The 23,220-nt window shown below is 36.9% G+C and carries 22 protein-coding genes and 1 tRNA gene; 7 read left to right on the top strand and 16 right to left on the bottom strand.

Going from position 1 to position 23,220, the window contains the following annotated elements; genetic code table 11:
* The first annotated feature begins 36 nt into the window (after positions 1-36).
* Positions 37-747: a hypothetical protein gene (locus QJV27_RS03245; protein ID WP_281447544.1), complete on the top strand. Its 711-nt coding sequence runs from the start codon at positions 37-39 to the stop codon at positions 745-747.
* A gap of 369 nt (positions 748-1,116) precedes the next feature.
* Here QJV27_RS03245 and fusA read toward each other — a convergent pair whose 3' ends face one another.
* From fusA to QJV27_RS03260, 3 genes are all read right to left on the bottom strand, one after another.
* Positions 1,117-3,204, bottom strand: a complete 2,088-nt coding sequence (gene fusA / locus QJV27_RS03250) for an elongation factor G (protein WP_281447545.1) — start codon at positions 3,202-3,204, stop codon at positions 1,117-1,119.
* Positions 3,205-3,340: 136 nt separating this feature from the next.
* On the bottom strand, positions 3,341-3,643 hold the full coding sequence (rpmB, locus tag QJV27_RS03255) for a 50S ribosomal protein L28 (protein WP_281447546.1): 303 nt from the start codon (positions 3,641-3,643) through the stop codon (positions 3,341-3,343).
* 150 nt (positions 3,644-3,793) lie between these two features.
* Entirely contained in the window at positions 3,794-5,620 is a 1,827-nt protein-coding gene (locus tag QJV27_RS03260) for an ABCB family ABC transporter ATP-binding protein/permease (protein WP_281447547.1), read from the bottom strand.
* 124 nt (positions 5,621-5,744) lie between these two features.
* On the opposite strand from QJV27_RS03260, the gene QJV27_RS03265 reads away from it, so the two are divergent.
* Positions 5,745-6,593: an NUDIX hydrolase gene (locus tag QJV27_RS03265; RefSeq protein ID WP_281447548.1), complete on the top strand. Its 849-nt coding sequence runs from the start codon at positions 5,745-5,747 to the stop codon at positions 6,591-6,593.
* Positions 6,594-6,596: 3 nt separating this feature from the next.
* Here QJV27_RS03265 and purU read toward each other — a convergent pair whose 3' ends face one another.
* Positions 6,597-7,469: a formyltetrahydrofolate deformylase gene (purU, locus tag QJV27_RS03270; RefSeq protein WP_281447549.1), complete on the bottom strand. Its 873-nt coding sequence runs from the start codon at positions 7,467-7,469 to the stop codon at positions 6,597-6,599.
* 130 nt (positions 7,470-7,599) lie between these two features.
* Here purU and QJV27_RS03275 point away from each other — a divergent pair, with 130 nt between their 5' ends.
* Positions 7,600-8,874 (top strand): HEPN domain-containing protein, encoded by a 1,275-nt coding sequence (locus QJV27_RS03275; RefSeq protein WP_281447550.1) that lies wholly within the window; start codon positions 7,600-7,602, stop codon positions 8,872-8,874.
* A 62-nt stretch (positions 8,875-8,936) separates the two neighbouring features.
* Here QJV27_RS03275 and glf read toward each other — a convergent pair whose 3' ends face one another.
* Positions 8,937-10,091: a UDP-galactopyranose mutase gene (gene glf / locus QJV27_RS03280; protein ID WP_281447551.1), complete on the bottom strand. Its 1,155-nt coding sequence runs from the start codon at positions 10,089-10,091 to the stop codon at positions 8,937-8,939.
* 305 nt (positions 10,092-10,396) lie between these two features.
* Between glf and QJV27_RS03285 the strand changes: the two genes are divergently transcribed.
* A complete protein-coding gene (locus QJV27_RS03285) occupies positions 10,397-12,496 on the top strand; it encodes a S9 family peptidase (RefSeq protein ID WP_346771181.1) in 2,100 nt (699 codons plus the stop codon).
* Between the two features lie 40 nt (positions 12,497-12,536).
* Positions 12,537-13,643: an AI-2E family transporter gene (locus QJV27_RS03290; RefSeq protein WP_281447552.1), complete on the top strand. Its 1,107-nt coding sequence runs from the start codon at positions 12,537-12,539 to the stop codon at positions 13,641-13,643.
* Positions 13,644-13,660: 17 nt separating this feature from the next.
* Here the strand turns inward: QJV27_RS03290 and QJV27_RS03295 are convergent.
* From QJV27_RS03295 to QJV27_RS03325, 7 genes are all read right to left on the bottom strand, one after another.
* Positions 13,661-13,734: transfer RNA gene (locus tag QJV27_RS03295), tRNA-Pro, on the bottom strand.
* 52 nt (positions 13,735-13,786) lie between these two features.
* Positions 13,787-14,416: a MerR family transcriptional regulator gene (locus tag QJV27_RS03300; RefSeq protein WP_281447553.1), complete on the bottom strand. Its 630-nt coding sequence runs from the start codon at positions 14,414-14,416 to the stop codon at positions 13,787-13,789.
* Positions 14,417-14,418: 2 nt separating this feature from the next.
* Positions 14,419-14,733, bottom strand: a complete 315-nt coding sequence (locus tag QJV27_RS03305) for an integration host factor subunit alpha (protein WP_281447554.1) — start codon at positions 14,731-14,733, stop codon at positions 14,419-14,421.
* 110 nt (positions 14,734-14,843) lie between these two features.
* Positions 14,844-15,809, bottom strand: a complete 966-nt coding sequence (locus QJV27_RS03310; RefSeq protein ID WP_281447555.1) for a beta-ketoacyl-ACP synthase III — start codon at positions 15,807-15,809, stop codon at positions 14,844-14,846.
* 45 nt (positions 15,810-15,854) lie between these two features.
* Positions 15,855-16,919, bottom strand: coding sequence for a phosphate acyltransferase PlsX (gene plsX, locus QJV27_RS03315; RefSeq protein WP_281447556.1), 1,065 nt, complete (start codon positions 16,917-16,919; stop codon positions 15,855-15,857).
* Positions 16,920-17,035: 116 nt separating this feature from the next.
* Complete coding sequence (gene rpmF / locus QJV27_RS03320) at positions 17,036-17,239, bottom strand: 50S ribosomal protein L32 (RefSeq protein ID WP_281447557.1); 204 nt, start codon at positions 17,237-17,239, stop codon at positions 17,036-17,038.
* A 220-nt stretch (positions 17,240-17,459) separates the two neighbouring features.
* Positions 17,460-18,047 carry a YceD family protein gene (locus QJV27_RS03325; protein ID WP_281447558.1) on the bottom strand — a complete coding sequence of 196 codons (588 nt, stop codon included), beginning with the start codon at positions 18,045-18,047 and terminating at the stop codon, positions 17,460-17,462.
* 55 nt (positions 18,048-18,102) lie between these two features.
* Here QJV27_RS03325 and QJV27_RS03330 point away from each other — a divergent pair, with 55 nt between their 5' ends.
* Complete coding sequence (locus QJV27_RS03330) at positions 18,103-18,723, top strand: outer membrane protein assembly factor BamE (protein WP_281447559.1); 621 nt, start codon at positions 18,103-18,105, stop codon at positions 18,721-18,723.
* Positions 18,724-18,730: 7 nt separating this feature from the next.
* On the opposite strand, the gene QJV27_RS03335 is transcribed toward QJV27_RS03330, so the two are convergent.
* From QJV27_RS03335 to QJV27_RS03345, 3 genes are read right to left on the bottom strand one after another with little or no spacing between them, the layout of a single operon-like run.
* Positions 18,731-20,125: an ATP-binding protein gene (locus tag QJV27_RS03335; RefSeq protein WP_281447560.1), complete on the bottom strand. Its 1,395-nt coding sequence runs from the start codon at positions 20,123-20,125 to the stop codon at positions 18,731-18,733.
* A gap of 24 nt (positions 20,126-20,149) precedes the next feature.
* Positions 20,150-20,875 carry a response regulator gene (locus QJV27_RS03340; RefSeq protein WP_281447561.1) on the bottom strand — a complete coding sequence of 242 codons (726 nt, stop codon included), beginning with the start codon at positions 20,873-20,875 and terminating at the stop codon, positions 20,150-20,152.
* Positions 20,872-21,411: a MarR family winged helix-turn-helix transcriptional regulator gene (locus tag QJV27_RS03345; protein ID WP_281447562.1), complete on the bottom strand. Its 540-nt coding sequence runs from the start codon at positions 21,409-21,411 to the stop codon at positions 20,872-20,874. Before QJV27_RS03345 ends, QJV27_RS03340 begins: the two co-directional genes overlap by 4 nt.
* Before the next feature lie 186 nt (positions 21,412-21,597).
* Between QJV27_RS03345 and rpsU the strand changes: the two genes are divergently transcribed.
* Positions 21,598-21,801 carry a 30S ribosomal protein S21 gene (rpsU, locus tag QJV27_RS03350; RefSeq protein WP_008853618.1) on the top strand — a complete coding sequence of 68 codons (204 nt, stop codon included), beginning with the start codon at positions 21,598-21,600 and terminating at the stop codon, positions 21,799-21,801.
* Between the two features lie 160 nt (positions 21,802-21,961).
* Here the strand turns inward: rpsU and leuB are convergent, their stop codons facing one another.
* Positions 21,962-23,071: a 3-isopropylmalate dehydrogenase gene (leuB, locus tag QJV27_RS03355; protein WP_281447563.1), complete on the bottom strand. Its 1,110-nt coding sequence runs from the start codon at positions 23,069-23,071 to the stop codon at positions 21,962-21,964.
* Between the last annotated feature and the right edge of the window lie 149 nt (positions 23,072-23,220).

Consider the following 23,220-nt stretch of genomic DNA (forward strand, 5'->3'; position numbering starts at 1 on the left):
TAATAGATAGACCGTAATTTTGAGAAAGTAAGTATCATGTTGAAACATATAATTCCATACATAAATAATAAAAAGCAACAATTTGCACAATTACCGCTATTTAACTTGTTAAAAAATAATGAATTTTCTGCGCAAGATAAACTTGTATCTATTTTACCGGTAATGTCACATTTTATTATGAGTTTTGGAGATTTAAACAGGTACGTATTAAAATATCCATCTCCGAAAAATCAGATAGAAGAGGCCATTAACGTACACGCAGAGGAGGATCAAAGTCATTGGAAATGGTTTATACATGACTTAAAATTACTGGAAGCAAATTACTCTACCACTTTTACCGACCACTTAACACGTTTATGGGACAACTCGACCTCAGCGGTTAGGAATTTAACTTATGTCTTAACTGGGTTAATCTATAATAGTAATGCAAAACAAAGACTAATTTTAATAGAAGTCATGGAAGCCACAGGAAATGTAATGTTTCAAAATCTACTTCCTTTGTCCGATCAAATTAAACGACAATATGATAAAGAATTAATCTTTTGTGGTAACATTCATCTCTCAAATGAAACTGGGCACACCATCGGTAGTGATCAAAAGTTTTTCAATGATATTATATTTAACCATCACGAAGTAACAGAAGGCAAAGAAAAAATTAATGCTGCATTCGATGCATTCAGCAATTTTATTATACTACTCAATAAAATTGCTTCAGAACAGTTAACAAAGTTATCCTCAAAATCCTAATGGTTTCGTTTCATTTACTATATCTGTCTAAGATTAAAATAATTTAATCGATTTTGCTCAAATATTTGTATGGATAGCAACTAATATAACAAACTAAATTACAAACGAAATGAAAATCGTTACGCTGATCACAATTAACAAAATACACAATCTTTTAATTACAGAACCAAATATGATTTGGAATTTATATGTTAAATAAAAAAGATAAGCTTAAAGCTTCAACGATATTTATAATTTCTGATTAATAACTTTATAAATAAAAAGCGCACGAACCATTGTGCTGTGGTCATCATTAGCCTTCATAAGCTATTGAAAAAGCGGATACCAATATGGCATCCGCTTTTTTTACACTCTATAAATCAATAGTGCTTATGCAGATTGACTGATAATTTCATCAGCAACATTACGAGGAACAGGATCGTAATGATGGAACTGCATGGTAAATGATGCACGCCCTTTGGTCATTGAACGCAAATCAGAAATATATCCAAACATTTCTTTCAAAGGAACAAAAGCACGAACCATTACGGTGCTGCCTGATGTTTCTTGGCTTTGAATCATCCCGCGACGACGATTAAGATCGCCCACCACGTCCCCAACGTGATCATTAGGTGTTGTAATTTCAACATCCATAATTGGTTCCAAAATCACTGGCCCAGCTTTTTTCATTCCTTCACGGAAACAAGCCTTACCCGCGATTTCGAACGCTAATGCAGAAGAGTCAACATCATGATATTTACCATCAACAAGGGTAAATTTAAAGTCAACTGTTGGGAATCCAGCCAAAACACCTGTTGATGCTTGGTTTCTGATACCTTTATCGACCGCAGGAATATATTCTTTTGGAACAGAACCACCAACAATTTTATTTTCAAACACGATACCTTCGTTACGTTCGGTAGGTTCGAATATAATTTTTACTTCAGCAAACTGACCTGCACCACCTGATTGTTTTTTGTGGGTATAAGTTTCAGTGTGGGACTGGGTAATAGTTTCACGATAAGCAACCTGAGGTGCGCCGATATTTGCATCCACACCATATTCACGACGTAAACGATCGATAATGATATCCAAGTGCAATTCACCCATACCAGAAAGGATTGTTTGTCCTGTTTCTTGGTCTGTTTTTAATTGCAATGAAGGATCTTCTGCTGCCAATTTTTGTAAAGCAAGTGTCATTTTTTCGACAGCTTCTTTAGTTTTTGGTTCAACAGAAATATCAATAACAGGTACTGGGAATTGCATACGTTCTAATACAACTGGATCGCTAGAATCTGCCAAGGTATCCCCTGTTTTGGTATCTTTTAAACCAACAAATGCAGCAATATCACCAGCGTGAACTTCTTTGATTTCAAGACGTTTATCAGCATGCATTTGGAAAATACGGCCGATACGTTCTTTGTGACCATGGGTTGTATTTAATACAGTATCGCCAGAACGTAATACACCACGATAAACACGAACAAAGGTTAGTGAACCATATTTATCGTTGATGATTTTAAACGCAAGACCAGCAAATTTTCCATCTGGATCAACTGGAATAATTGGTAGTTTGCTTTCATCAACTTCTTCGTCTTCTGGTGGTGCAATACGAATACCTTCAACATCATCAGGTGCTGGTAGATAATCAATAATTGCATCCAATAAAGGCTGAACCCCTTTGTTTTTAAATGAAGAACCACAAACAACTGGACGGAATTCCCCAGAAATAGTACCTTTTTTGATACATTTCTTTAAAACATCCAAAGAGACATCGCCCTTTTCGAAATATTCTTCCATTGCAGCGTCATCGACAGCTAAAACTGCATCTAACAAATTTTGACGCCATTCAACAGCTTTTTCTTTTAATTCTTCGGGAATTTCGACAACATTGTATTTTGCACCCAGCTCATCACCTTCCCAAATCAAGGCTTTCATCTCAACAAGATCAACGATCCCTTTAAGATTTTCTTCAGCACCAATTGGGAACTGCAGTGGAATGGCAACGATATCCAATTTTTCTTTTAATGTGCTGAACGCATAATCGAAATTCGCCCCAGTACGATCTAATTTGTTAATATAGATAATACGAGGAACATTATAACGATCAGCCAGACGCCAGTTGGTTTCAGATTGTGGTTGAACACCAGCAACGCCTTCAATAACGAACACCGCACCATCAAGAACACGCAAAGAACGGTTCACTTCGATGTTAAAATCGATATGGCCTGGGGTGTCGATAATATTGATACGGTGATTATTCCATTCACAGGTAACCGCAGCAGAGGTAATGGTAATTCCCCTTTCACGTTCCTGATCCATATAATCGGTTGTGGTGTTTCCATCGTGAACCTCACCAATCTTATGGGAGACACCTGTATAATATAGAATACGTTCAGTTGTTGTTGTCTTACCAGCATCAATATGCGCAGTAATACCTATATTACGGATTTTTGAAAGTTCAGACTGGGCGGACAAGGGAAAAACCTCCACAAACGATGAAAAGACATGACTGATTGTCAATATCAAATAGACTTAAAGTAGAAAGCCCTCTAAAATATAATTATTAAAGAGGGATCATTAAAAGAAATTCAACAGCATTATATGCTTTAAATTAAGCAGTTGCTGCAGCTTTCTTTTCTTGAGCTTGAAGAATACGGCGTTTAATAACCATTGCTTCTTCGGTAAGTTTACGATTCGGGGTGGTTAACAAAAAGTTATCCAAACCACCATTATGTTCAATGGTACGTAATCCATGATTGGTTACACGTAAACGAATACGATGACCTAAAATATCAGATAACAAAGAGTAATCTTGTAAATTAGGCAAAAAGCGACGGCGACTTTTATTATTGGCGTGACTGACATTATTTCCTGTCAACACGCCTTTGCCTGTAATGTGGCAACGGCGAGACATTTTTCTATCCTCGGGTAATAAAGCCGACACACGAATGCTCGGCAACAATAACAAATACTTAACTATGCCCTAATGACGAAAATTGAAACAATAGTCAAGGGTCTTAGCACTTTTTTACATCAAAATCTGAAAAAATTCCACTAAATAAAGTTATTCATCAGATTGTTTTGACTGAATTGCCCACATACTGGCATAAAAACCATTTTTTGCAAGCAGGAATTCATGCGTTCCTTGTTCTTTAATCTGACCATCAATCATCACCAGGATCAAATCAGACTGAACAATAGTTGACAAACGATGTGCTATCGTTACCACAGTTCGCCCCCTAGCCACGTTATTTAAGGCTTGTTGAATAGCTTGCTCTGTGCGGCTATCTAATGCGCTAGTAGCTTCATCTAAGATCAGAATCCTTGGATTTTTCAAAATAGCCCTAGCAATCGCGATACGTTGTTTCTCACCACCAGATAATTTTAAACCACGCTCGCCCACATAGGTTTGGTATCCGTCAGGTAAACCACTAATGAAATCATGAATCTGTGCTAATTTTGCCGCATGTTCAATATCTTCTTGGGCACAGCCCAGACGACCATAGGCAATGTTATATCCAATTGTATCGTTAAATAAAACCGTATCTTGTGGCACAACCCCAATAGATGCCCGCAGATCCGACTGAACGTAATCACGAATATTTTGGCCATCAATAAAAACCCCACCCGAATTTACGTCGTAAAATCGAAATAACAATCGACTAATTGTTGATTTACCAGCACCCGTTGGTCCCACGATTGCGACTTGTTGCGCTGGCTCTGCAATAAAATTGATTCCACGTAAAATTTCACGATCAGCATCATAGCTAAAATATACATCTCGAAATTCAATCTTGGCAGGTCCTGCCTCTGATAAACTAGCGGGTAAGACCAATGCATTTTCTTGATTTTCGACCTCTGGATCTTGTGCCAATAAAGAAAACATATTTTCTAAATCAACAATTGATTTTCGAAGATTAGAATAAATACTTCCTAAAAAATTTAAGGGTTGATACAGCTGCATTAAATACGTATTAATCAATACAAATTTACCAACTGAAAATTGACCAGCAACGATATCGTGTGCTGCCAAAATCATTACCCCAGTCAACGCCACGGCTATAATTAATGATTGACCAAAGTTAAGGCCATTTAACGTCATTTGCGTCGTTACAGAGGCTTTTTCATATCTTGCCAACGAATCATCATATCGTTTAATTTCATGTGCCTCATTGCCAAAATATTTGACTGTTTCATAGTTTAATAAACTATCCAAAGCACGATTATTGGCCTCGTTATTTATTTCATTCATTTTACGGCGAATTTGGATACGCCAAGAGGTAAACCAGATTGTAAACAGAAAATATGCTAAAATAGCCAAACATACCAAAACCGTATAACGCCAATCATATAAGTGACTAATCACCAACAAAACCATTAACGCTTCAATTAAGGTTGGGATAATACTAAATACACCCACACGTAAAATCGTTTCAACGCCTTCACTACCCCGTTCTATGGCACGGGTAATCGCCCCTGTATGCCGGTTCAAATGGAATTTTAAGGACAAACGATGCATATGTTCAAAGCATCGTAAGGTAATTGTACGAACCACCCGAAAACGCAAAGGGGCAAACACAGTATCTTTTAATTCCGAACATAGACTGGACAAGATTCTAACCAATCCGTATCCTAAAATTAACCATAGCGGAATATATAATACAGCATGGCCAGTATCTTTAGATAAAATGTCAACAACTTTACTGTATAAATAAGGGATTCCAAGTGCCGTAAACTTGGCAATCAACATTAAAACAGTTGCAAAAATCAAGCGAAAGCGCATCATAGGTTGATGACGTGGCCATAAATATGACAATAATTCACACATAGTCGACCAACCTGATCGATTAGTATCCTTATTAGAAAAATGAAATTTTGAATATCGCGACATAATAAATTTTAAAAAAGTTATAAAGTTTGTATGTTAGAAGATTATCAAAGCTAAATACAGAACTACATCTTAAAACAAATATTATTTTAAATTGACGTAGTTAAAGTAATAATAAAGGTTATTTATGCAACCCTCTGAATTTAAAAATTTATTACAACATATTCAACATTGTAATACGGCCAACCTTGGCCAAGATTTTTTACCTTTGCAAGCGCACAAACAAATTATTGGCTGGGTTCGTCCTGATTTCATGCAAACACTGTACCAATATGGGGTTGTTCAAAACCAAGACAAAATTGATATCGTTCCCCCTGATATCTCTTTAGAAGAATTAGGGCAACGATTAATTGCAGATCAGCACACCAAAACAATGAATGAATTATTTGATATCTATCCAACCCCTTATGCAAAACCAGTTGGTCAGATTGACCGTTCTGTTTTACCTTTGTTGGGCATGATAGGAACAGGTGTCCACTTGAATGGATTGGTTAAAAAAGGAAATGATGTTTACCTTTGGGTTGGACATCGTTCACCCCACAAACGCCTTGATCCTGGAAAATTGGATCATATTGTTGCTGGGGGTATTCCAGCAGGACATACCCACCAAACCGCCTTGGCCAAAGAGGCAGAGGAAGAGGCGAATATCCCACAAGATTTGATTGCTCAAGCTGAATATACCAGTATGGTCACCTATAGCATGATTAGACCCGAAGGGCTGCGTCGCGACGTCTTGTATTGTTACGATTTGTGGTTGCCACAAGATTTTAAACCCACACCAAATGATGGAGAGGTTGCAGGCTTTGAATTAATGAAAATCGAAGATGCTTACCAACGTGTCTGCACCACTAACGATTTTAAATTCAATATTAATTTGGTTTTAATAGATTTGTTTCTAAGATTAGGCATTATTTCAAAAAAAACTGCCAATGCCCAAATCTTAAAAACAGGATTGAGAGGAAAATTATTCCCTTAATTCCTAATCCGCAAATATAACCGTTTTACTGCCATTCAAAATCACACGATTTTCAATATGATAGCGAACGGCTTTTGCTAATACACGACGTTCAATATCACGCCCTTTGCGTACTAGATCCTCGGGCACATCACGATGACTAACGCGTTCAACATCTTGTTCGATAATTGGACCTTCATCCAAATCCTCTGTTACATAATGTGCTGTTGCACCGATCAATTTAACCCCACGCGCAAAAGCTTGATGATAGGCTTTTGCCCCTTTAAAACCAGGCAAAAATGAGTGATGGATGTTAATACACTGACCTGGTAACTTTTTCACCATATCTGATGATAAAATCTGCATATATCGTGCCAGAACAACCAACTCTGTCCGAGTTTCTTTGATAATATCCCATAATTGTTGTTCTTGCTCTTTTTTAGTATCCTTAGAAATCGGCAAATAATGAAAAGGAATATCCTTCATTTCAATATGCGCATATTCTTCTTTGGGATAATTCGCCACAATCGCCACAGGCTCAATCGGCAATTCACCAATACGCCAACGATACAATAAATCCACCAAACAATGATCCATCTTGGAAACCATTAGCATCACACGTTTGCGTTTTAATCGATTATGCAAAGACCATGTCATATTAAATTGACTTGCCAGCGCCTCTAAACGAGTGTGCAACCAGTCATAGACTGTACTTTGATCTTGCAACGCAAAAACAACCCGCATAAAAAAACGCCCCGAAGGATCATCATGTTGTTGAGATTCTAAAATATTTGCCTGTGCCTCAAATAATCCTGTTGAAATTGCTGCCACTATTCCTGGTTGATCAGGGCAAGAAAGCGTTAAAACATATTCAATAATATTATCAGTTGTTGTCATTAATTTATAACTTGCTGTTTCTAATTTTTATTAATCGGCGGATTATACACAATATTTTTATATTTTGCAGGAAAATTATTTTATTAAAATAATGTTATAATTGCCTATGTAAATAATATTGGAAAATGAAATGCAACTTTATGAATTATTAAATGAATTGTTGTCTCTAATAACAATATATCTTGATTATCCTCAAAACGAAAATTCTAAAGAGATTTACAATAAAATAATCTTTGAGCACAATAATCAAACAAAAAGAATTTTTTATACTGTAAATGATAAGCAAAAATTTGATTTATATATAAATGATACTCTTAAAATGCTTAATGAAAAAGCTAAGCTCTCAAATGAAACCATTACTGATTATACTATCAAGAGATTAATTGTTTCTAAAATGAAAGAATATAATTATACACTCGATAATATCAACATATTTATTCAAGAACTCCGCTCATTAGAAAGAGAAGTAACACAAGTCATTACCAATATTGTCGGCATTGATTTAGAAAAAAATCAAAAACCCATTCAAATGGGTTGCTTTGAAGTAGGTTATTTTTGCGATATCAATGATAAAACTAAGCAGGTTGGAAGTTGGTTTAATTTTTTAAAAAAAAGAGGAAATCCTTTATATTTTAAAGCTAACATTTATCATTTAGACCTTGATGATAAACACTATAACAAAAAGATCTCTTTATATACTCTGGATTTTATTCGACTTCTCTTATTTATATCTGGCAATTCTAATTCCAATCATAAAATTAAAACAGGAAGCGAATTTTACGATGAGTTGGGTAACTTACTTATAACTGATTTCTATCATTATTTATATTTAGATGAAGACTGGCAGCTCGTTGGAGGTTCCGGGGGGCAAAAATCAACCGTAAAACTATCTATCAATGAACTAGTCTCTCTTGATATTTATGAACACTTTCAAAATTTGTGGAATTTCTATCAAAAAATTCAAAACAACCCAAAATCCAAAGAAATATCAGATATTCATAAACGTATTCTAAGTGCCAGCCTTGCTGTTGGTGAATCTATACGTAGTGAAGAAGAAAAAAACTCTTTAATTTATACTTGCATAGCTCTTGAATCTTTATTTTCTTTTAATGAAGAGCAATTATTTCAAAGAAGCATCGGCGATAAAATTGCAGATTGTTTAGCTTTTATTGTTGGTACAAATAAAGAAGGAAGAAAAGGAATTATAAAACATACTAAGGAAATATATAAAGCTCGATGTGCGTTAGTTCATGGTAGTCAATCCTCCAAAACTGTTGATCTATATTGGATAAATGACCTTATACGAACAGCAATTGGGGAGTTTTTGAGAAATAAAAAATATAAAGATCTTAAAACAATTAACCAACTATATGATATGGTCAAAGATGCTCGACTTTCATATTAAAAAACTATCAATTCTTGATTAAAAGCACCTAAACAATTAAGTGCTTTTAATCTAAAATTACTTTACTTCATTGCCACCGTAAATGCTGGCATTTTTTCGTTGTTACGAGCATTTTCCAAAAATACCCTAGCAGTTTTTAATGCTTCTGCAATCGTGACATCCATATCTAAATAACGATATGTTCCTAAACGACCAACAAACGTCACATTATTTTCTTGTTCAGCTAAGTCTACATATTGTTCCAATTGTGTCATCTCGCCAACTAAGCGAATTGGATAATATGGTAAGTCTTTTTCAGTGCATAAACGACTAAATTCTTTATACATCACAGAACCCTCATGACTTTCCCAAGGGGCAAAATATTTATGCTCTGTAATACGCGTATAAGGCACCGACTCTTCACCATAATTCATCACAGCTGTACCTTGATAATCCCCTTGATATGTGAATTTTTCAAAATCTAACGTACGATAAGCCAAGCGTCCGTGTTGGTAATCAAAATACGCATCTAGTGGACCACTATAAAAAATATGACGATATTTTCCATGATCAGCTTTATTAAATTTTGTATTCAAAGATACTGTAATATTTTTATGATCCATAATACTATCAACAATCACAGTATAACCGTCTTTTGGCATTCCTTGAAATTTATGGCTGAAATAATTATCATCATAGTTAAAACGAACAGGCAAGCGTTTTAAAATAGAAGCTGGTAATTCAGAAGGATGCAATCCCCACTGTTTTAAGGTATAACCCTTAAAGAATGCTTCATAAAGCTCTTTACCCACGAATTTAAGTGCTTGTTCTTCAAAAGATTGAGGTTCAGCAATCGAGCTATCTCCTTTTGTCTTAATGAATTCTTTTGCTTCATCAGGGGAAAAAGTTTTATGAAAAAACTGATTAATTGTATGCAAATTAATCGGCAAAGAAAATACTTGTCCATTAACCGTTGTTTTTACACGATTAACATAAGGCATCATTGTTGTATATTGATTAACAAAGTTCCATACTTCTTCGTTATCTGTATGAAAAATATGAGGGCCATAAGTATGAACCATCACCCCTGTTTCTGTATCTCGCTCTGAGTAACAATTTCCTGCCGTATGAGAACGTTCATCAATAATGTGAACATCAAAATCGTTTTCAGCCAACAAACGCCCAATAACAGCACCAGAAAATCCAGCACCTACGATTAGTATCTTATTTTCTTTCATTTTCTTCTTCATACTTCATTACAAAAACTAACTTTAAATTGCTTATAGGCTAATATATTCACTCAAAGATATACAAATATTTATATTAAACATACTTTGTGTGATATTACGTTATAATACTTATAATGCTGATCCTGTGCACAATATAGATAGTATAATTAGTTACATTTCGCAGTCAGCTTAATCTGTTTTACAAAACGATTATAAATATTATACTGCTTTCTTTTTGTAATTTTAAATCAAAATATCCTTATATTTACTATAATTTTATCACTTTGCTTCTTCGACTAACAAGGTTTAAACAAATGATGAAAAAAATAACGCCCCCAACTGCACCACAACATCCCATAGCAATTAACCAATGCGGATATCAGCGCACAGACTCTTATGCCTGGCTAAAAGACGAACATTGGCAAGATGTGTTACATAATCCTAAGGTGCTTAAAAAAGAAATCGAAGCTTACTTAATTGAAGAAAATACATATACAAGCGAATATTTAAAAGAAACAGAATCTCTTCAAAAAAAATTATATTCCGAGATGAAGCAAAGAATTGTTTCCAAAGATACCAGTCCTAAGCTGGAAGACGGGGCGTGGATCTATTTTTCTCGTTTTGAAGAAAACAACGAATATAAGACCTATTACCGTAAATCTTCTGATTCTCTTCAAGAAGAGCTTTTACTCGATCCCAATCTTAATGCAAAGCAATTTAGTTACTACAAGGTTGGTTATATCGAGCACAGCCCCAATCATCAATTTCTAGCATATGCCGAAGATATCCAAGGGTCAGAAATATGGAATGTTCAGATTAAAAACCTGCAAACCAATCAATATCTTTCCCACACAATCGAACAATGTACAGGGGATTTTACTTTTTCAGGATGTAACCAATTCGTATTTTGGATCTATCGGGATGATCACGGTCGCCCAACCAAAATATTTAGACGCGATCTTGCATCAGGTAACGATACATTAATTTACACAGAAAAAGATCCTGGCTTTTTCCTGTCAATTCAGCGCAGTTTATCAAATCAGTGGATTTTTATATCAGCAAAAGATCATGATACAAGTGAGGTTTGGCTAATCCCTGCACATCAAGCAACGCATTCGCCAATTTGTGTAATGCCCAGACAACAAGGAATTCAATACGAATTAAACGACTGGCATGGTCAGTTTATCATCAAAACCAATATTGATCAGGCCGATAATTTTAAATTAATGCGCATGCCTATCCCTTCGGTCACCCAATTGGACACATTCCATCTTAATAGCACTCATTGGCAAACGTGGGTTGATCATGATCCAGAATGCTATTTGATGGATATGATCGCCTATCAAGATTATTTTGTTAGACTAGAACGTTATCAAGTTAACACACGTATTGTTATAACAGATCAAAATAACTCTGAAACAACATTAACGGGCGATGAGGAAGCTTATACTTTATCTCTTGATCCAATTTTAAATCATCAAACCCCTTGGTTAAGATACAGCTATCAATCCCCAACAACACCCCGGCAATGGTATCGATATCATATGGCAACGGGAGAAAAAGAAATTCTAAAAACCCAAGAAATTCCTTCAGGTCATTGCCCAGACGATTATAAAACAAAACGCTTATGGGCCAAGGCAACAGATGGTGAGCTGGTTCCTATTACCCTAACCTATCACAAAAATACCGCCTTGGATGGCTCTGCCTCTGTATTGTTATATGGATATGGATCTTATGGATATGCAATTGATCCTGTTTTTTCCATTACTGCACTCAATTATTTAAATAATGGCTGGATTTATGCCGTTGCGCATATTCGCGGCGGATCTGAGAAAGGATGGGATTGGTTTTTACAGGGCAGAAAATTTCTTAAAATAAATAGTTTCACAGATTTTATCAGTTGTGCAGAACACCTTATTCAACAAAATTATACCAAAGCTGGACAAATTGTTGCTGATGGGCGGTCTGCTGGGGGAATGCTAATGGGATATATTGCCAACGAACGTCCGGATTTATTCGCAGGTATTATTGCTGTTGTACCATTTGTCGATGTATTAAATACAATGTCTGATGTATCGTTACCTTTGACCCCCCCCGAATGGCCAGAATGGGGAAATCCGATCACAGACAAAAAAGCATATGAGTACATTGCTAGCTATTCACCTTACGATAATATTAAAAAACAACCTTATCCTGCAATTTTAGCCATTGGTGGATTAACCGATCCACGCGTGACCTATTGGGAACCCGCCAAGTGGATCGCAAAACTGCGCCAATATAATACATCTAACAATCCTTTATTGCTAAAAATTAATATGGATACAGGTCATGGCGGGGCATCCGGACGCTATGATTCTTTGAAAGAAGCCGCATTTATTCAGGCTTTTGCCCTTTCGATCGTAAAATCGAATTAAAAATACTTTTTTTAAAATGCAATTATTATAAAGGTATATTATGCCCTTAAATAAAAAAAATTCAGACATTAATATAACCCGACAATTAAGCATTGCGGAACAGATTCATAATCAGACAATCGCACAAACGTGCCTGACAATTCTTTTAATTTTGCTTGGTCTATATACAATCAAGTCCTTTATCTCTTCTTTAATTTGGGGCAGTATTTTCGCCATTGCTTGTTGGCCTATATACGTCAAAACGCAAAATTATTGGCCATATAAGAGACCTGACTTTATATTACCTCTAATCTTTTCATGTTTTGTCACGCTTGTTTTCATGATTCCGCTCAGCATGATCATCGTTGAAGCAACCAAGGACATCCAAGCCGCTTTTACTTGGATTATGCATGTCAGTAAAGAAGGTGTACCCCCTCCACAATTTTTGCAAAACCTGCCTTTTGGCAAAAGCAATCTTATTAATTGGTGGAATAATAATTTAGCCGATCCTGCTGCAGCATCTGCATTATTATCCAATTTACATCTAAGCCATGGTGTATACGTTACCCAAAAAGTTGGATCTCAATTACTACATAGAGGAATATTATTCCTATTTTCTATGGTAACCCTGTTTTTCCTTTTTAAAGATGGAAAATCTGTTATCCAACAATGTTTAAGGGGTTCAAGACGCCTGTTTGGTAAACAAGGTGAAACCATAGCGCAGCAAATGATTTCATCAATCCATGGCACGGTTGCAGGGCTTGTTCTTGTTGGATTGGGACAAGGCGTTATTTTAGGTATCGCCTATTATGCGTTAGGTATCCCTCATTCTGCCCTATTTGGCATTATCACAGCTGTGGCAGCAATGATTCCTTTTTGCCCTCTAATTGCAATTGCAATTGTGGCAATTACAGCCCTGGTAAAAGTATCTTCTATCGTCGCTATTACTGTATTAATCGTTGGAAGTGTTGTGGTCTTTATCGCCGATCACTTTATTCGACCAGCATTAATTGGTGGATCAACTAAATTACCATTTATTTGGGTATTAATTGGAATTTTGGGTGGATTAGAAACCTGGGGAATGATTGGATTATTTGTTGGCCCAGCGATTATGGCAGCTTTAATCATGCTATGGCAAAATTGGACGTCAGAGAAAAAAAGACTTTAAATTGTAATTTTAACATATCGGGCAGGCGGGATTCGAACCCACGACCCCCAGTCCCCCAGACTGATGCGCTACCAGGCTGCGCTACTGCCCGTTAAAATACAAAAACCCGTATACCAGCCTCCACAGTGACAATCAACCTAAAATTAAGAATCCGCTATAATTTTTCTTAACTCGTGCAATTCAACCAAAATAGAACGTAAAGAATCAACTAAATAAGCGTTCTTTTCTTGTAAAAGATGTATTTCTGATGAACTCGAATCTAAGTTTTGAAAATTATCGAGCGGAGATGTATTTAAAGCTGTGGAATTATCAGTACTAGAAGATGTAGTTGCTTCTACGTCATTACATACTGGAGCAATCTTATCTTCGTTGTGTGTTGTTTCGGCAGATGTTTCTGAAGAAGATATTTGTTCTTCCTTACGTGTAAACTTAGAAAAATCTTCATCTAAAAGACGTTGTACACCTTTAATCGTATATCCATCAACATAGAGCAGTTCTGAAATATATTTAAGTAATGTAATATCTTCTGCACGATAATAACGACGCCCACCACTACGTTTAACAGGTTGCACCTGAGTAAAACGAGTTTCCCAAAAACGAAGTACATGCTGAGGAACCTGTATTTCCTCTGCGACCTCACTGATTGTACGAAAGGCACCTGGATCTTTTTTAATTACGTTATCATCTTCTAAATTAGAATCGTCTTCTTCAACTGTATTTAAGAATTTATCCTCTGATTCGTCAGAAGAAACATCAAAGGTGCCACCCGTCATTGTTAACCCTTTCTAGACACTTGTTTTATCATACCTTCATTAACACGGTTCTTTAACATTTGACTAGGGCGAAATGATAAAACGAGGCGAGGCTCAATCACGACCTCTTCACCTGTTTTGGGGTTACGCCCGATACGACTGCCTTTTTTTCTTACGGAAAATGTTCCAAAACCGCTAATTTTTACAGAATCTCCACCTTCTAAGGTAGAGATTATTTTTTCTAAAACCTCTTCTAATAATACTGAAGATTCGCTACGTGATAGGCCCACGTGGCTGTAAAGTTTTTCGATCAATCCTGCTCGAGTTAAAGTTTGCATATTAATTTTAATCAATAGTTAAAAGTTGTTAATAATCGTAAAGGAAGAGTTAAGTAATTTTAACTCTTATACTCCCTTTTAGCGTAAAACATCTTTTAAAATCAATTATTTTATAACCGAACAAGAGAAGACCCCCAACTTAACCCTCCTCCTAAGGCTTCAATCACAATTAAATCACCCTGCTTAATTCTGCCATCACGAACGGCCTCATTCAAAGCTAATGGAATAGAGGCCGCAGACGTATTAGCATGACGATCTACCGTAACAATGACACGTTCAGCAGGTAAATTTAATTTCTTACCCATTCCTTTAATGATTCGTAAATTTGCTTGATGAGGTACTAGCCAATCAATATCTTTGTGCCCTAATTGATGCGCTTGCAAAGCCTCGTCAACCACTTCTGAAAGCTTTGTCACTGCATGACGAAAGACTTCTTGACCTTGCATTTTTAAAAAACACTGATCCGCAGTTTGTGAGGGAACACCATCAACATACAAAATGTCAGAATATTGACCATCTGTATGTAAATATACCCCTAATACCCCTACATCTTCATTTGTTTGCTCTGCACTTAAGACTACTGCACCAGCACCATCACCAAACAACACACAAGTTCTGCGATCAGACCAGTCCAAAATACGAGAATAAACCTCACTGCCAATCAAAATTACATTTTTAGCTTGACCATTGCGAATGAAATTATCAGCAACGGATAAACCAAAAACAAATCCTGCACATGCAGATGATACATCAAAGGCAAAGCCTTTTTTCATTCCTAGTTCTTTTTGAACTTTGACCGCCGTTGTTGGAAAAATCTGATCTGGAGTACATGTGGCAACTATAACTGCATCAATATCATCGACCGTTAGTCCGGCATATTCCATGGCCTGTCGTGCTGCATGAACAGCCATAGACGTGCAATTTTCACCGTCGGAAACAATATGTCTTTGGCGAATCCCCGTTCGCTCACGAATCCATTCGTCAGAGGTATCGACACGCCTTGACAATTCCTCGTTCGAAACAATATTTTTTGGTAAAAAGCTACCAAATCCAACAAAACGTGAACGATACGCCATTAATTTTCCTTAAAATACAAGCCTGGCTTAATCGTAATCTTCAAATTACTTCTTAGGCATCACAGCATTTTCTGCTGGATTAACCTGGGATAAACCAGTTAAAATTTCTTCATAAAATCCGTGAGTGATCATATCCATAGCGACATCAACAGCATAGGCGAAACCTACTTCGTCTGCTCCACCATGCGATTTTACGACCACTCCGTTTAAACCGACAAATACAGCACCATTATAACGGCGGGGATCTAACCATTCTTTCATACGTTCCAAACCTGGGCGAACCATCAAGTAGCCAAGCTTTCCACGTAATCCAGAAGTATAGACTTGCTTTAACAAATGAAATACAAGTTTTAACGCACCCTCACCTGTTTTCAAGGCAACATTGCCCGTAAACCCATCTGTCACAATAATATCCGTTGTACCAGCCGTAATATCGTGACCTTCAATAAAACCGTGAAATTGATCAGAGAGAGGACTGTTTCTTAATACATCTGCAGCTGCGCGTAATCGCTCGTCTCCCTTAAGTTCTTCTGAACCAACGTTTAAAAGACCTATTGTTGGATGGCGAAGACCTAAAACGGCTTTAGCAAAAGCATTGCCCATGATTGCAAAATCAACCAGATTACGACAATCACAAACGACATTCGCACCCAGATCCAACATTACAACATCGCCCTTTGCAGTTGGGCTAATTGCTGCCATTGCTGGACGAGCGATACCAGGCATTGTTTTTACAATGATTTGTGCCAATGCTAACATGGCACCACTATTACCAGCAGAGACGACCCCTTTCGACTCTTTTTGTGCAACACTTTCCATTGCCATACGTAAAGAGGAATCTCTTAATTTTAAGGCTGCTGTTGGCTTCATATCCATAGGCACGGATACAGATGTATGACGTATAGTACAAATCTCTGCTACCCTCGGATATTGTTTTAACAGAGGGGCAATTTTTGCTTCATCACCAATCAGCAAAACCTTAACATTAGAATGACGAAGAGCAGTGGCATCCAGACCCTTGATTACAATATCAGGAGCATTATCCCCCCCCATCGCATCTATGGCCAGATCATATGTCATTTCTTCTTGGGTATTAACTTGTATGTTCATAAATTACAGCTTATGTCCTGCAAAAATCATAACCTTCAATACCTTATGCGAAACACATAAATACGCCACACCAATCTTGAAAGGATATCTGCTTTACAGGGTCCTTGATAACAAAATTACTGGCGAACAGCAACTTTTAGTGCTTTTCCAGCAGCAACAACCTCGCGACCGTCATAATGTCCACAGTGACTGCAAACGTGATGAGGACGCTTTAATTCGCCACAATTCCCGCATTCAGCATGTGCTTCTGAACGCAATGCGTGATGACTACGACGCATACCGCGACGTGATGGTGATGTTTTTCTCTTAGGAACAGCCATTAGTCCCTCCTAACCTTTCCCAGTATATTAAATCAATTTGAGCAATGATTTAATATTTTATTAAATTATTTGAAACAAAATAGATTTTTTAACAGATTATATAAATCCGCGCAAGCATGGAAATATAATCATCCGATACAGTTTTCACACGGTTAATATCCGTTATTTCAACAAAAGACAAGCCAATTAAGAAAAAATCATTCTTTATCTTATTTAGCCTTTATTTTTTCTTTAACTTTTCTAAAATCTTAAATGGGCTTTCTCCTACCGCTTTTTTTTCAGTAATTTTACTATCATCCTCCTTATAAATCATAGGATTATCAGCACCACTTTTATGAGGATAAGGATCCAAAAACAGGGCTAATTGTTCAGCAGTTACTTCGCCCAAATCAATCATGTCATTATCATATGGAATGACATCTGGATCATCTATTTCCTCTAATTCCCCAGTTACTTTGTTAAGTGGCAAAAATAGTAATTCAAAAGTATCATTTAACGTAACAAAAAAATCCTCTAAAGAAATTACGCAATTTTGCGTCACCAATGCTTCAATCTTTCCCTTTGCTCTGATTTGGGCCCCATGATAATATTTCAATTGATATGTACATGTTAAAGAGTGAATTTTTGGAATAAAAAAGCGCGTTGCTAATTTCTTTTTTTCTTCTTCATCTGCTTCAACCTTAATCGTTAAGGGTTTTTTTTGAATTTGGCTTAAAGCCACTTTCCTTGAAAACTCGCAACATGCTTTCATTTTTATTCCTTTGTATGCTTTTTTTTGTTGAAGTTTTATATAAACTACAATACGCATTTGTTAAGGGTAATAGTATCATTTTTATATCCAGCTTGAGGAATATTTATCAACCATGCGTTCATGCTTCAATAAGAAACCTCTTGTAACATCGTCGAAAGCCTATTTTTCCTTTGTTCGGACCACAAGTAAAAAAGCTTATCTTGCTTCTATTTTATCAATAGGACTAACTTTGTCTGCTTGTTCTGCATTTTCGCCCCCCCCTTTACCTAGGGGAAGTATTATTGGCAAAAATGACCTAAAATCACTTCAGGTTGGCAGCACCAGTAAAGCTGATGTTATGGAAATTCTAGGGTCCCCAACCGCATACGCGACTTTTGATCCTAATAATTGGATTTATATTTCAATGATGACCAAGCTGGTTCCCCTATCTTACCCTGGAATCAAAAAACAAGAAGTACTATCTTTATATTTTGATCAAAATGGTACACTACAAAAAATCCAACATTTGGGTAAAAAAGACGCTAAAAATGTTGCGATGGTTTCTGAAACAACCCCAACCCCAGGGACTAAAACTAATTTCTTCCAACAGTTGCTGGGTAATATTGGACAATATTCTCCGCTCAGTGCAATGGGTCTGGGCAGTACTTTTGGACCCGGCAACAACGGTGGTCCCCTCAGCAGCAACCCCGCGACCGCTGGCGGAGTTGGCAGCTCTGGAAATACTATACGCTAGGGCCAATTTAATTTGGAATAAAGATGATAACACGCAGCCCACCCAATGGGCTGTTTTGTAATTGTATATCCCCACCGTGCCCTTGAACAATATTTCGAGCTATGGCTAATCCCAACCCAGTCCCTTTTTGATGATTACTTGTTTCAAATGGTAAAAATACGCTTTCACGTCTTTCAACTGGAATTCCCGGACCATTATCATCAATGATAAAAATAATCCCCTGCTTATCCGTTTGCACCCTGATTTCCACTTCACCACCATGATGCTTGGCATTTTCTAAAATATTACCGAGTACACGTCTGATACTACCAGCTCTTACCATCATATCCGGTAAAGAGGCAGGAATATGTGCAGATAAGAATTGAGTACCCGAACGATAGGCTGCAGCCACAGCATCCTCAGTTAATTGAACCATATCCGTCATTTTTGGCTCTTCTGTTCCCTCACCTCTAGCAAAAGAGAGATAACCAGAAATCATTTGCTCCATCTCTTCAATATCACCAATCATTTCAGCGATATCAAGTGCTTGATCCTGAGCATTAATTGTACCCTGTTGAGGTAACATTGCTAAACTTAAACGTAGTCGTGTTAGAGGTGTCCTTAAGTCATGGGAAACACTGGCCAAAATTACGGTTCTTTGTTTAATAAATCTTAGAATACGCTCCCTCATCACATTAAATGAAGATGCTGCTTTGCGTAATTCCTTTGATCCAACAGGATATAAAAAGCCAGGATCCTTCCCTTTACCAAAAGCTTCAACAGCTTTTGATAAGCGCCGAATAGCACGAAACTGTACCCAAGCAAAAACACCAGCAATTAAAAACAGTATGATTGCACTGCTGACAATCCAAGTCACAAATAACCATACAGATCCAGCTGTCAGACGTTTTTTTGCAATAAAAATATCTAAGACACCGTGCTTTAACTGCACAGATACCCTAACTTGATCAGTATAACTGTTCCAATCTGTAATAAAAGGAACCTCCAAACGATCTGCCAACGAACGGCTTAATAACTCGTCTACAGGCCCAACAACATGATTTACTTTCCGCTGGTTCAAATTTAATTTTTGATTAGGGTACCACGCAATATTTAATTGTAAATAAGTTTGCACTTGTCGGGTTGCATCAGATTGATGTTTACTAAATTGAACGGCGTCAAACTGATTGACGACATAGCTTACTTCGCCACTTACCATGTCCGTTAATCGTCTTGAAACTGTTTTTAAAAATGTTCCATAAAACAATTCTAAGGATATAAGTTGGGTAACCAATAATGGGATAAGAATCATTAATAAAGATCGTGCAAACAAAGAACGAGGTAATAATCGTCTTGCCGTTCGATCAAAGATAAATTGATGGATCTTTGAAAAATAAGGGTATTTTCTAAAAAAACGAGACACAATATTATTCTTTTAAAAATTCAGTTAATAATCAGGCTTTAAGACATATCCCTTTCCACGAACAGTGTGCAAGAAATGAGGCTGCTTTGGATCAACCTCTATACGGCGACGTAAACGGGTTATTTGGACATCAACAGCACGCTCTCCTATTTCCTCCATACCGATCATTTTGACAATATCTTCGCGCGACAGAATTTCGTTTGGGTGGCTGGCCAAAATGCGTAACAATGCGATCTCGCCCCCAGTTAAATGAATAATGCCATTTTTACCACTCAATAAGTTACGAACGGGATCAAATTCCATATCCCCTAGCTTAATTGAGCGTATATTATCAACGACAACAGGCTGATTTAATCGACGTAATTGCACCCGCAACCTTAGTAAGAGTTCTTTTGGCTCAAAAGGTTTTCCTAAATAATCATCTGCCCCTGCCTCAAGCCCTGCAATACGATCCTCGGGCTCTCCTCTAGCGGTTAAAAGAATAATTGGGAAGTCTTTTCCTTCTTCTCTTAGGGCATGCGTTAATTGTAAGCCGTCTTCGCCCGGCATACTTACATCTAAAACAATCGCATCTGGTTGTAAGAACTGTAACATATTACGAGCTTCTTGGGCGGATTCAGCACCACTGATCCGAAAACCATTCTCGCTTAGATAGCGTTGTAGTAACCGACGCAATCTTGGGTCATCATCAATAACCAAAACATGCAAAGATTCAGAATCTTCGTTCTTTGGTAATTCTTCTTCTGTCATGTTTTATCCTTATCTATTTTTTGATTGGAATGTAGCTCAAGTAACTGTTTAGATTCTGCACTTAACATACCATAAAGAATGCGTTGAAAACCTTCTATATAAGCATTATTAGGGGCTTCTCGAAATGCGCGTAGGAATTGTTGGCGTTGTAATTGAAATAACTCTTCTTCTAATTTTTGACCTTTATGTGTAAGAAATAGCCGTTTTTTCCGCCTATCCTCTGCTGTATTGCGATATTCCACATATCCTAATTCTATTACCTCACGTAAGACGCGATTTAAACTTTGTTTTGTAACGCCCAATAATCTACAAACCTCGCCTACGGTTACGCCAGAGCAATGGCACACAAATTGCATTAAACGATGATGCGCGTGCCCCACACCATGTGCCTGTAGAATAGGTTTGGTTAAAGCATGGATTTCGTAATCAATAAAAAACAAAATATCTTGCATGAATCGAATTTTCTTTTCACGCAAAAATAAAAGTTCCTCCCCTGGTTTGGATATAGGAAGGTCATAAGGAAAAGAACGATGCAACGGAAAAATCTCTTTAATCTAATAAAAACGCTCTGTATCTTATAATAATGTATTTCTTTTTTCAGCAAAATAGAGTATATCCTTTTGCTACAGGTAAATAATATTGTTATAAAACGATATTTGACTGTCTATTTCATATAGACATCTTGAGTAATATTCACTTACCCCTTAGGAGATGAAAGCCAAGTGCAAGTTCTTGTTAGAGATAATAATGTTGATCAAGCTTTAAAAGCTTTAAAGAAAAAAATGCAACGCGAAGGTATTTTCCGCGAAATGAAGCTTCGTCGTCATTACGAAAAGCCATCTGAACGTCGTGCTCGTGAATCTGCAGAAGCTGTCAGACGTGCTCGTAAAATGGAACGTAAGCGCGTAGAACGCGAAGGTTTCTAGTTTTTCTTTAAATTGACATCTGAAAATAAATTTGTTTTCGTGTTTTCTAATTAAAATTATTTGTAAGTTGGTGATATATTGAAACGCTTCATTTTAATGAAGCGTTTTGTTATTTCAGCCTGTGAAAACTTATATATTTACATATACAAGTTTTAAATATTTAAACTGATTTTTGCAATTCAGCCAAGACAGCTTTACCCATTTCTTCTGTGCCAACCAATTTCATTCCTGCACTCATAATATCAGGTGTACGAAAACCTTGGTCTAGTACAGCTTTACACGCATTAACCACCTTTTCTGATGTATCTTGCTCATCAAAAGAATAGCGTAGCATCATTGCCAGCGATAAAATTAATGCCAGTGGGTTTGCTTTACCTTGCCCAGCAATATCAGGTGCACTGCCATGAATAGGTTCATATAAAGCTGGGATAACGCCATTTTGCTGACGTGCCCCTAATGTTGCTGAAGGTAGCATACCCAAACTGCCTGTTAGCATTGCCCCCAAGTCAGAAAGAATATCTCCAAACAGGTTGCTTGTTAAAATAATATCAAACTGCCTTGGATTTTTAACAAGTTGCATAGCACAATTATCAGCCAACATATGAGACAATGGAATATCAAAATATTCTTTTTTATGCAGTTCAGTTACCACTTCGCGCCATAATAAACCACTTTCCATCACATTAGATTTTTCAACTGAACAAACGTGACCTTGGCGTTGACGGGCCAAGTCAAAAGCAACCCGTGCAATACGTTCAATTTCAAAGCTTGTATAAACTTCGGTATTTACCCCTTTACGCGTACCATCGGACAAGGTTTCAATACCACGCGGTTCACCAAAATAAACCCCACCTGTGCTTTCACGCACAATCATGATATCCAGCCCTTTGATAACTTCAGGCTTGATCGTGCTTGCTTCTACCAAAGAATCGAAAACAATTGTCGAACGCAAATTGGCAAATAGTCCTAACTCTTTTCTAAGGCCGATAATTCCTAATTCTGGGCGTTTATCAAATCCTATCCCGTCCCATTTGGGACCACCAACCGCACCAAATAAAACAGCATCGGCAGCTTTAGCTTTTGCAATCACTTCTTTTGTTAATGGAATACCATTTTGATCAATAGAGGCACCGCCAACTAAATCTTTTTCAACGTGAAAAGATAACGCAGAATTATTTTGCACCCAATCGAGAATATGAAGGGCTTGTTCCATAATTTCTGGACCAATACCGTCCCCTGCTAATGTTAAAATTTTTTTTTCTTTGGTCATATTTGCGATCCGTTTAAATTAAAAATTATTCGATATGATAAAGCAATTATGTCAAACCATACATCAAATGTACTAATATATTCTGACGAAATATCGTTCTTTCGTATTTGCTTTAAAAAATAATTGGCAGTTAAGAATAAATCTACCAC

It is taken from the genome of Commensalibacter oyaizuii, from assembly GCF_029953265.1.
GTDB classification, from domain to species: Bacteria; Pseudomonadota; Alphaproteobacteria; order Acetobacterales; family Acetobacteraceae; genus Commensalibacter; species Commensalibacter oyaizuii.

Coding starts and splice junctions, on each gene's coding strand:
- QJV27_RS03245 (WP_281447544.1), top strand. CDS start 37: ATGTTGAAACATATAATTCCATACATAAATAATAAAAAGCAACAATTT.
- rpmB (WP_281447546.1), bottom strand. CDS start 3,643: ATGTCTCGCCGTTGCCACATTACAGGCAAAGGCGTGTTGACAGGAAAT.
- QJV27_RS03260 (WP_281447547.1), bottom strand. CDS start 5,620: ATGTCGCGATATTCAAAATTTCATTTTTCTAATAAGGATACTAATCGA.
- QJV27_RS03265 (WP_281447548.1), top strand. CDS start 5,745: ATGCAACCCTCTGAATTTAAAAATTTATTACAACATATTCAACATTGT.
- purU (WP_281447549.1), bottom strand. CDS start 7,469: ATGACAACAACTGATAATATTATTGAATATGTTTTAACGCTTTCTTGC.
- QJV27_RS03275 (WP_281447550.1), top strand. CDS start 7,600: ATGCAACTTTATGAATTATTAAATGAATTGTTGTCTCTAATAACAATA.
- glf (WP_281447551.1), bottom strand. CDS start 10,091: ATGAAAGAAAATAAGATACTAATCGTAGGTGCTGGATTTTCTGGTGCT.
- QJV27_RS03285 (WP_346771181.1), top strand. CDS start 10,397: ATGATGAAAAAAATAACGCCCCCAACTGCACCACAACATCCCATAGCA.
- QJV27_RS03290 (WP_281447552.1), top strand. CDS start 12,537: ATGCCCTTAAATAAAAAAAATTCAGACATTAATATAACCCGACAATTA.
- QJV27_RS03300 (WP_281447553.1), bottom strand. CDS start 14,416: ATGACGGGTGGCACCTTTGATGTTTCTTCTGACGAATCAGAGGATAAA.
- QJV27_RS03305 (WP_281447554.1), bottom strand. CDS start 14,733: ATGCAAACTTTAACTCGAGCAGGATTGATCGAAAAACTTTACAGCCAC.
- QJV27_RS03310 (WP_281447555.1), bottom strand. CDS start 15,809: ATGGCGTATCGTTCACGTTTTGTTGGATTTGGTAGCTTTTTACCAAAA.
- plsX (WP_281447556.1), bottom strand. CDS start 16,919: ATGAACATACAAGTTAATACCCAAGAAGAAATGACATATGATCTGGCC.
- rpmF (WP_281447557.1), bottom strand. CDS start 17,239: ATGGCTGTTCCTAAGAGAAAAACATCACCATCACGTCGCGGTATGCGT.
- QJV27_RS03325 (WP_281447558.1), bottom strand. CDS start 18,047: ATGCGTATTGTAGTTTATATAAAACTTCAACAAAAAAAAGCATACAAA.
- QJV27_RS03330 (WP_281447559.1), top strand. CDS start 18,103: ATGCGTTCATGCTTCAATAAGAAACCTCTTGTAACATCGTCGAAAGCC.
- QJV27_RS03340 (WP_281447561.1), bottom strand. CDS start 20,875: ATGACAGAAGAAGAATTACCAAAGAACGAAGATTCTGAATCTTTGCAT.
- leuB (WP_281447563.1), bottom strand. CDS start 23,071: ATGACCAAAGAAAAAAAAATTTTAACATTAGCAGGGGACGGTATTGGT.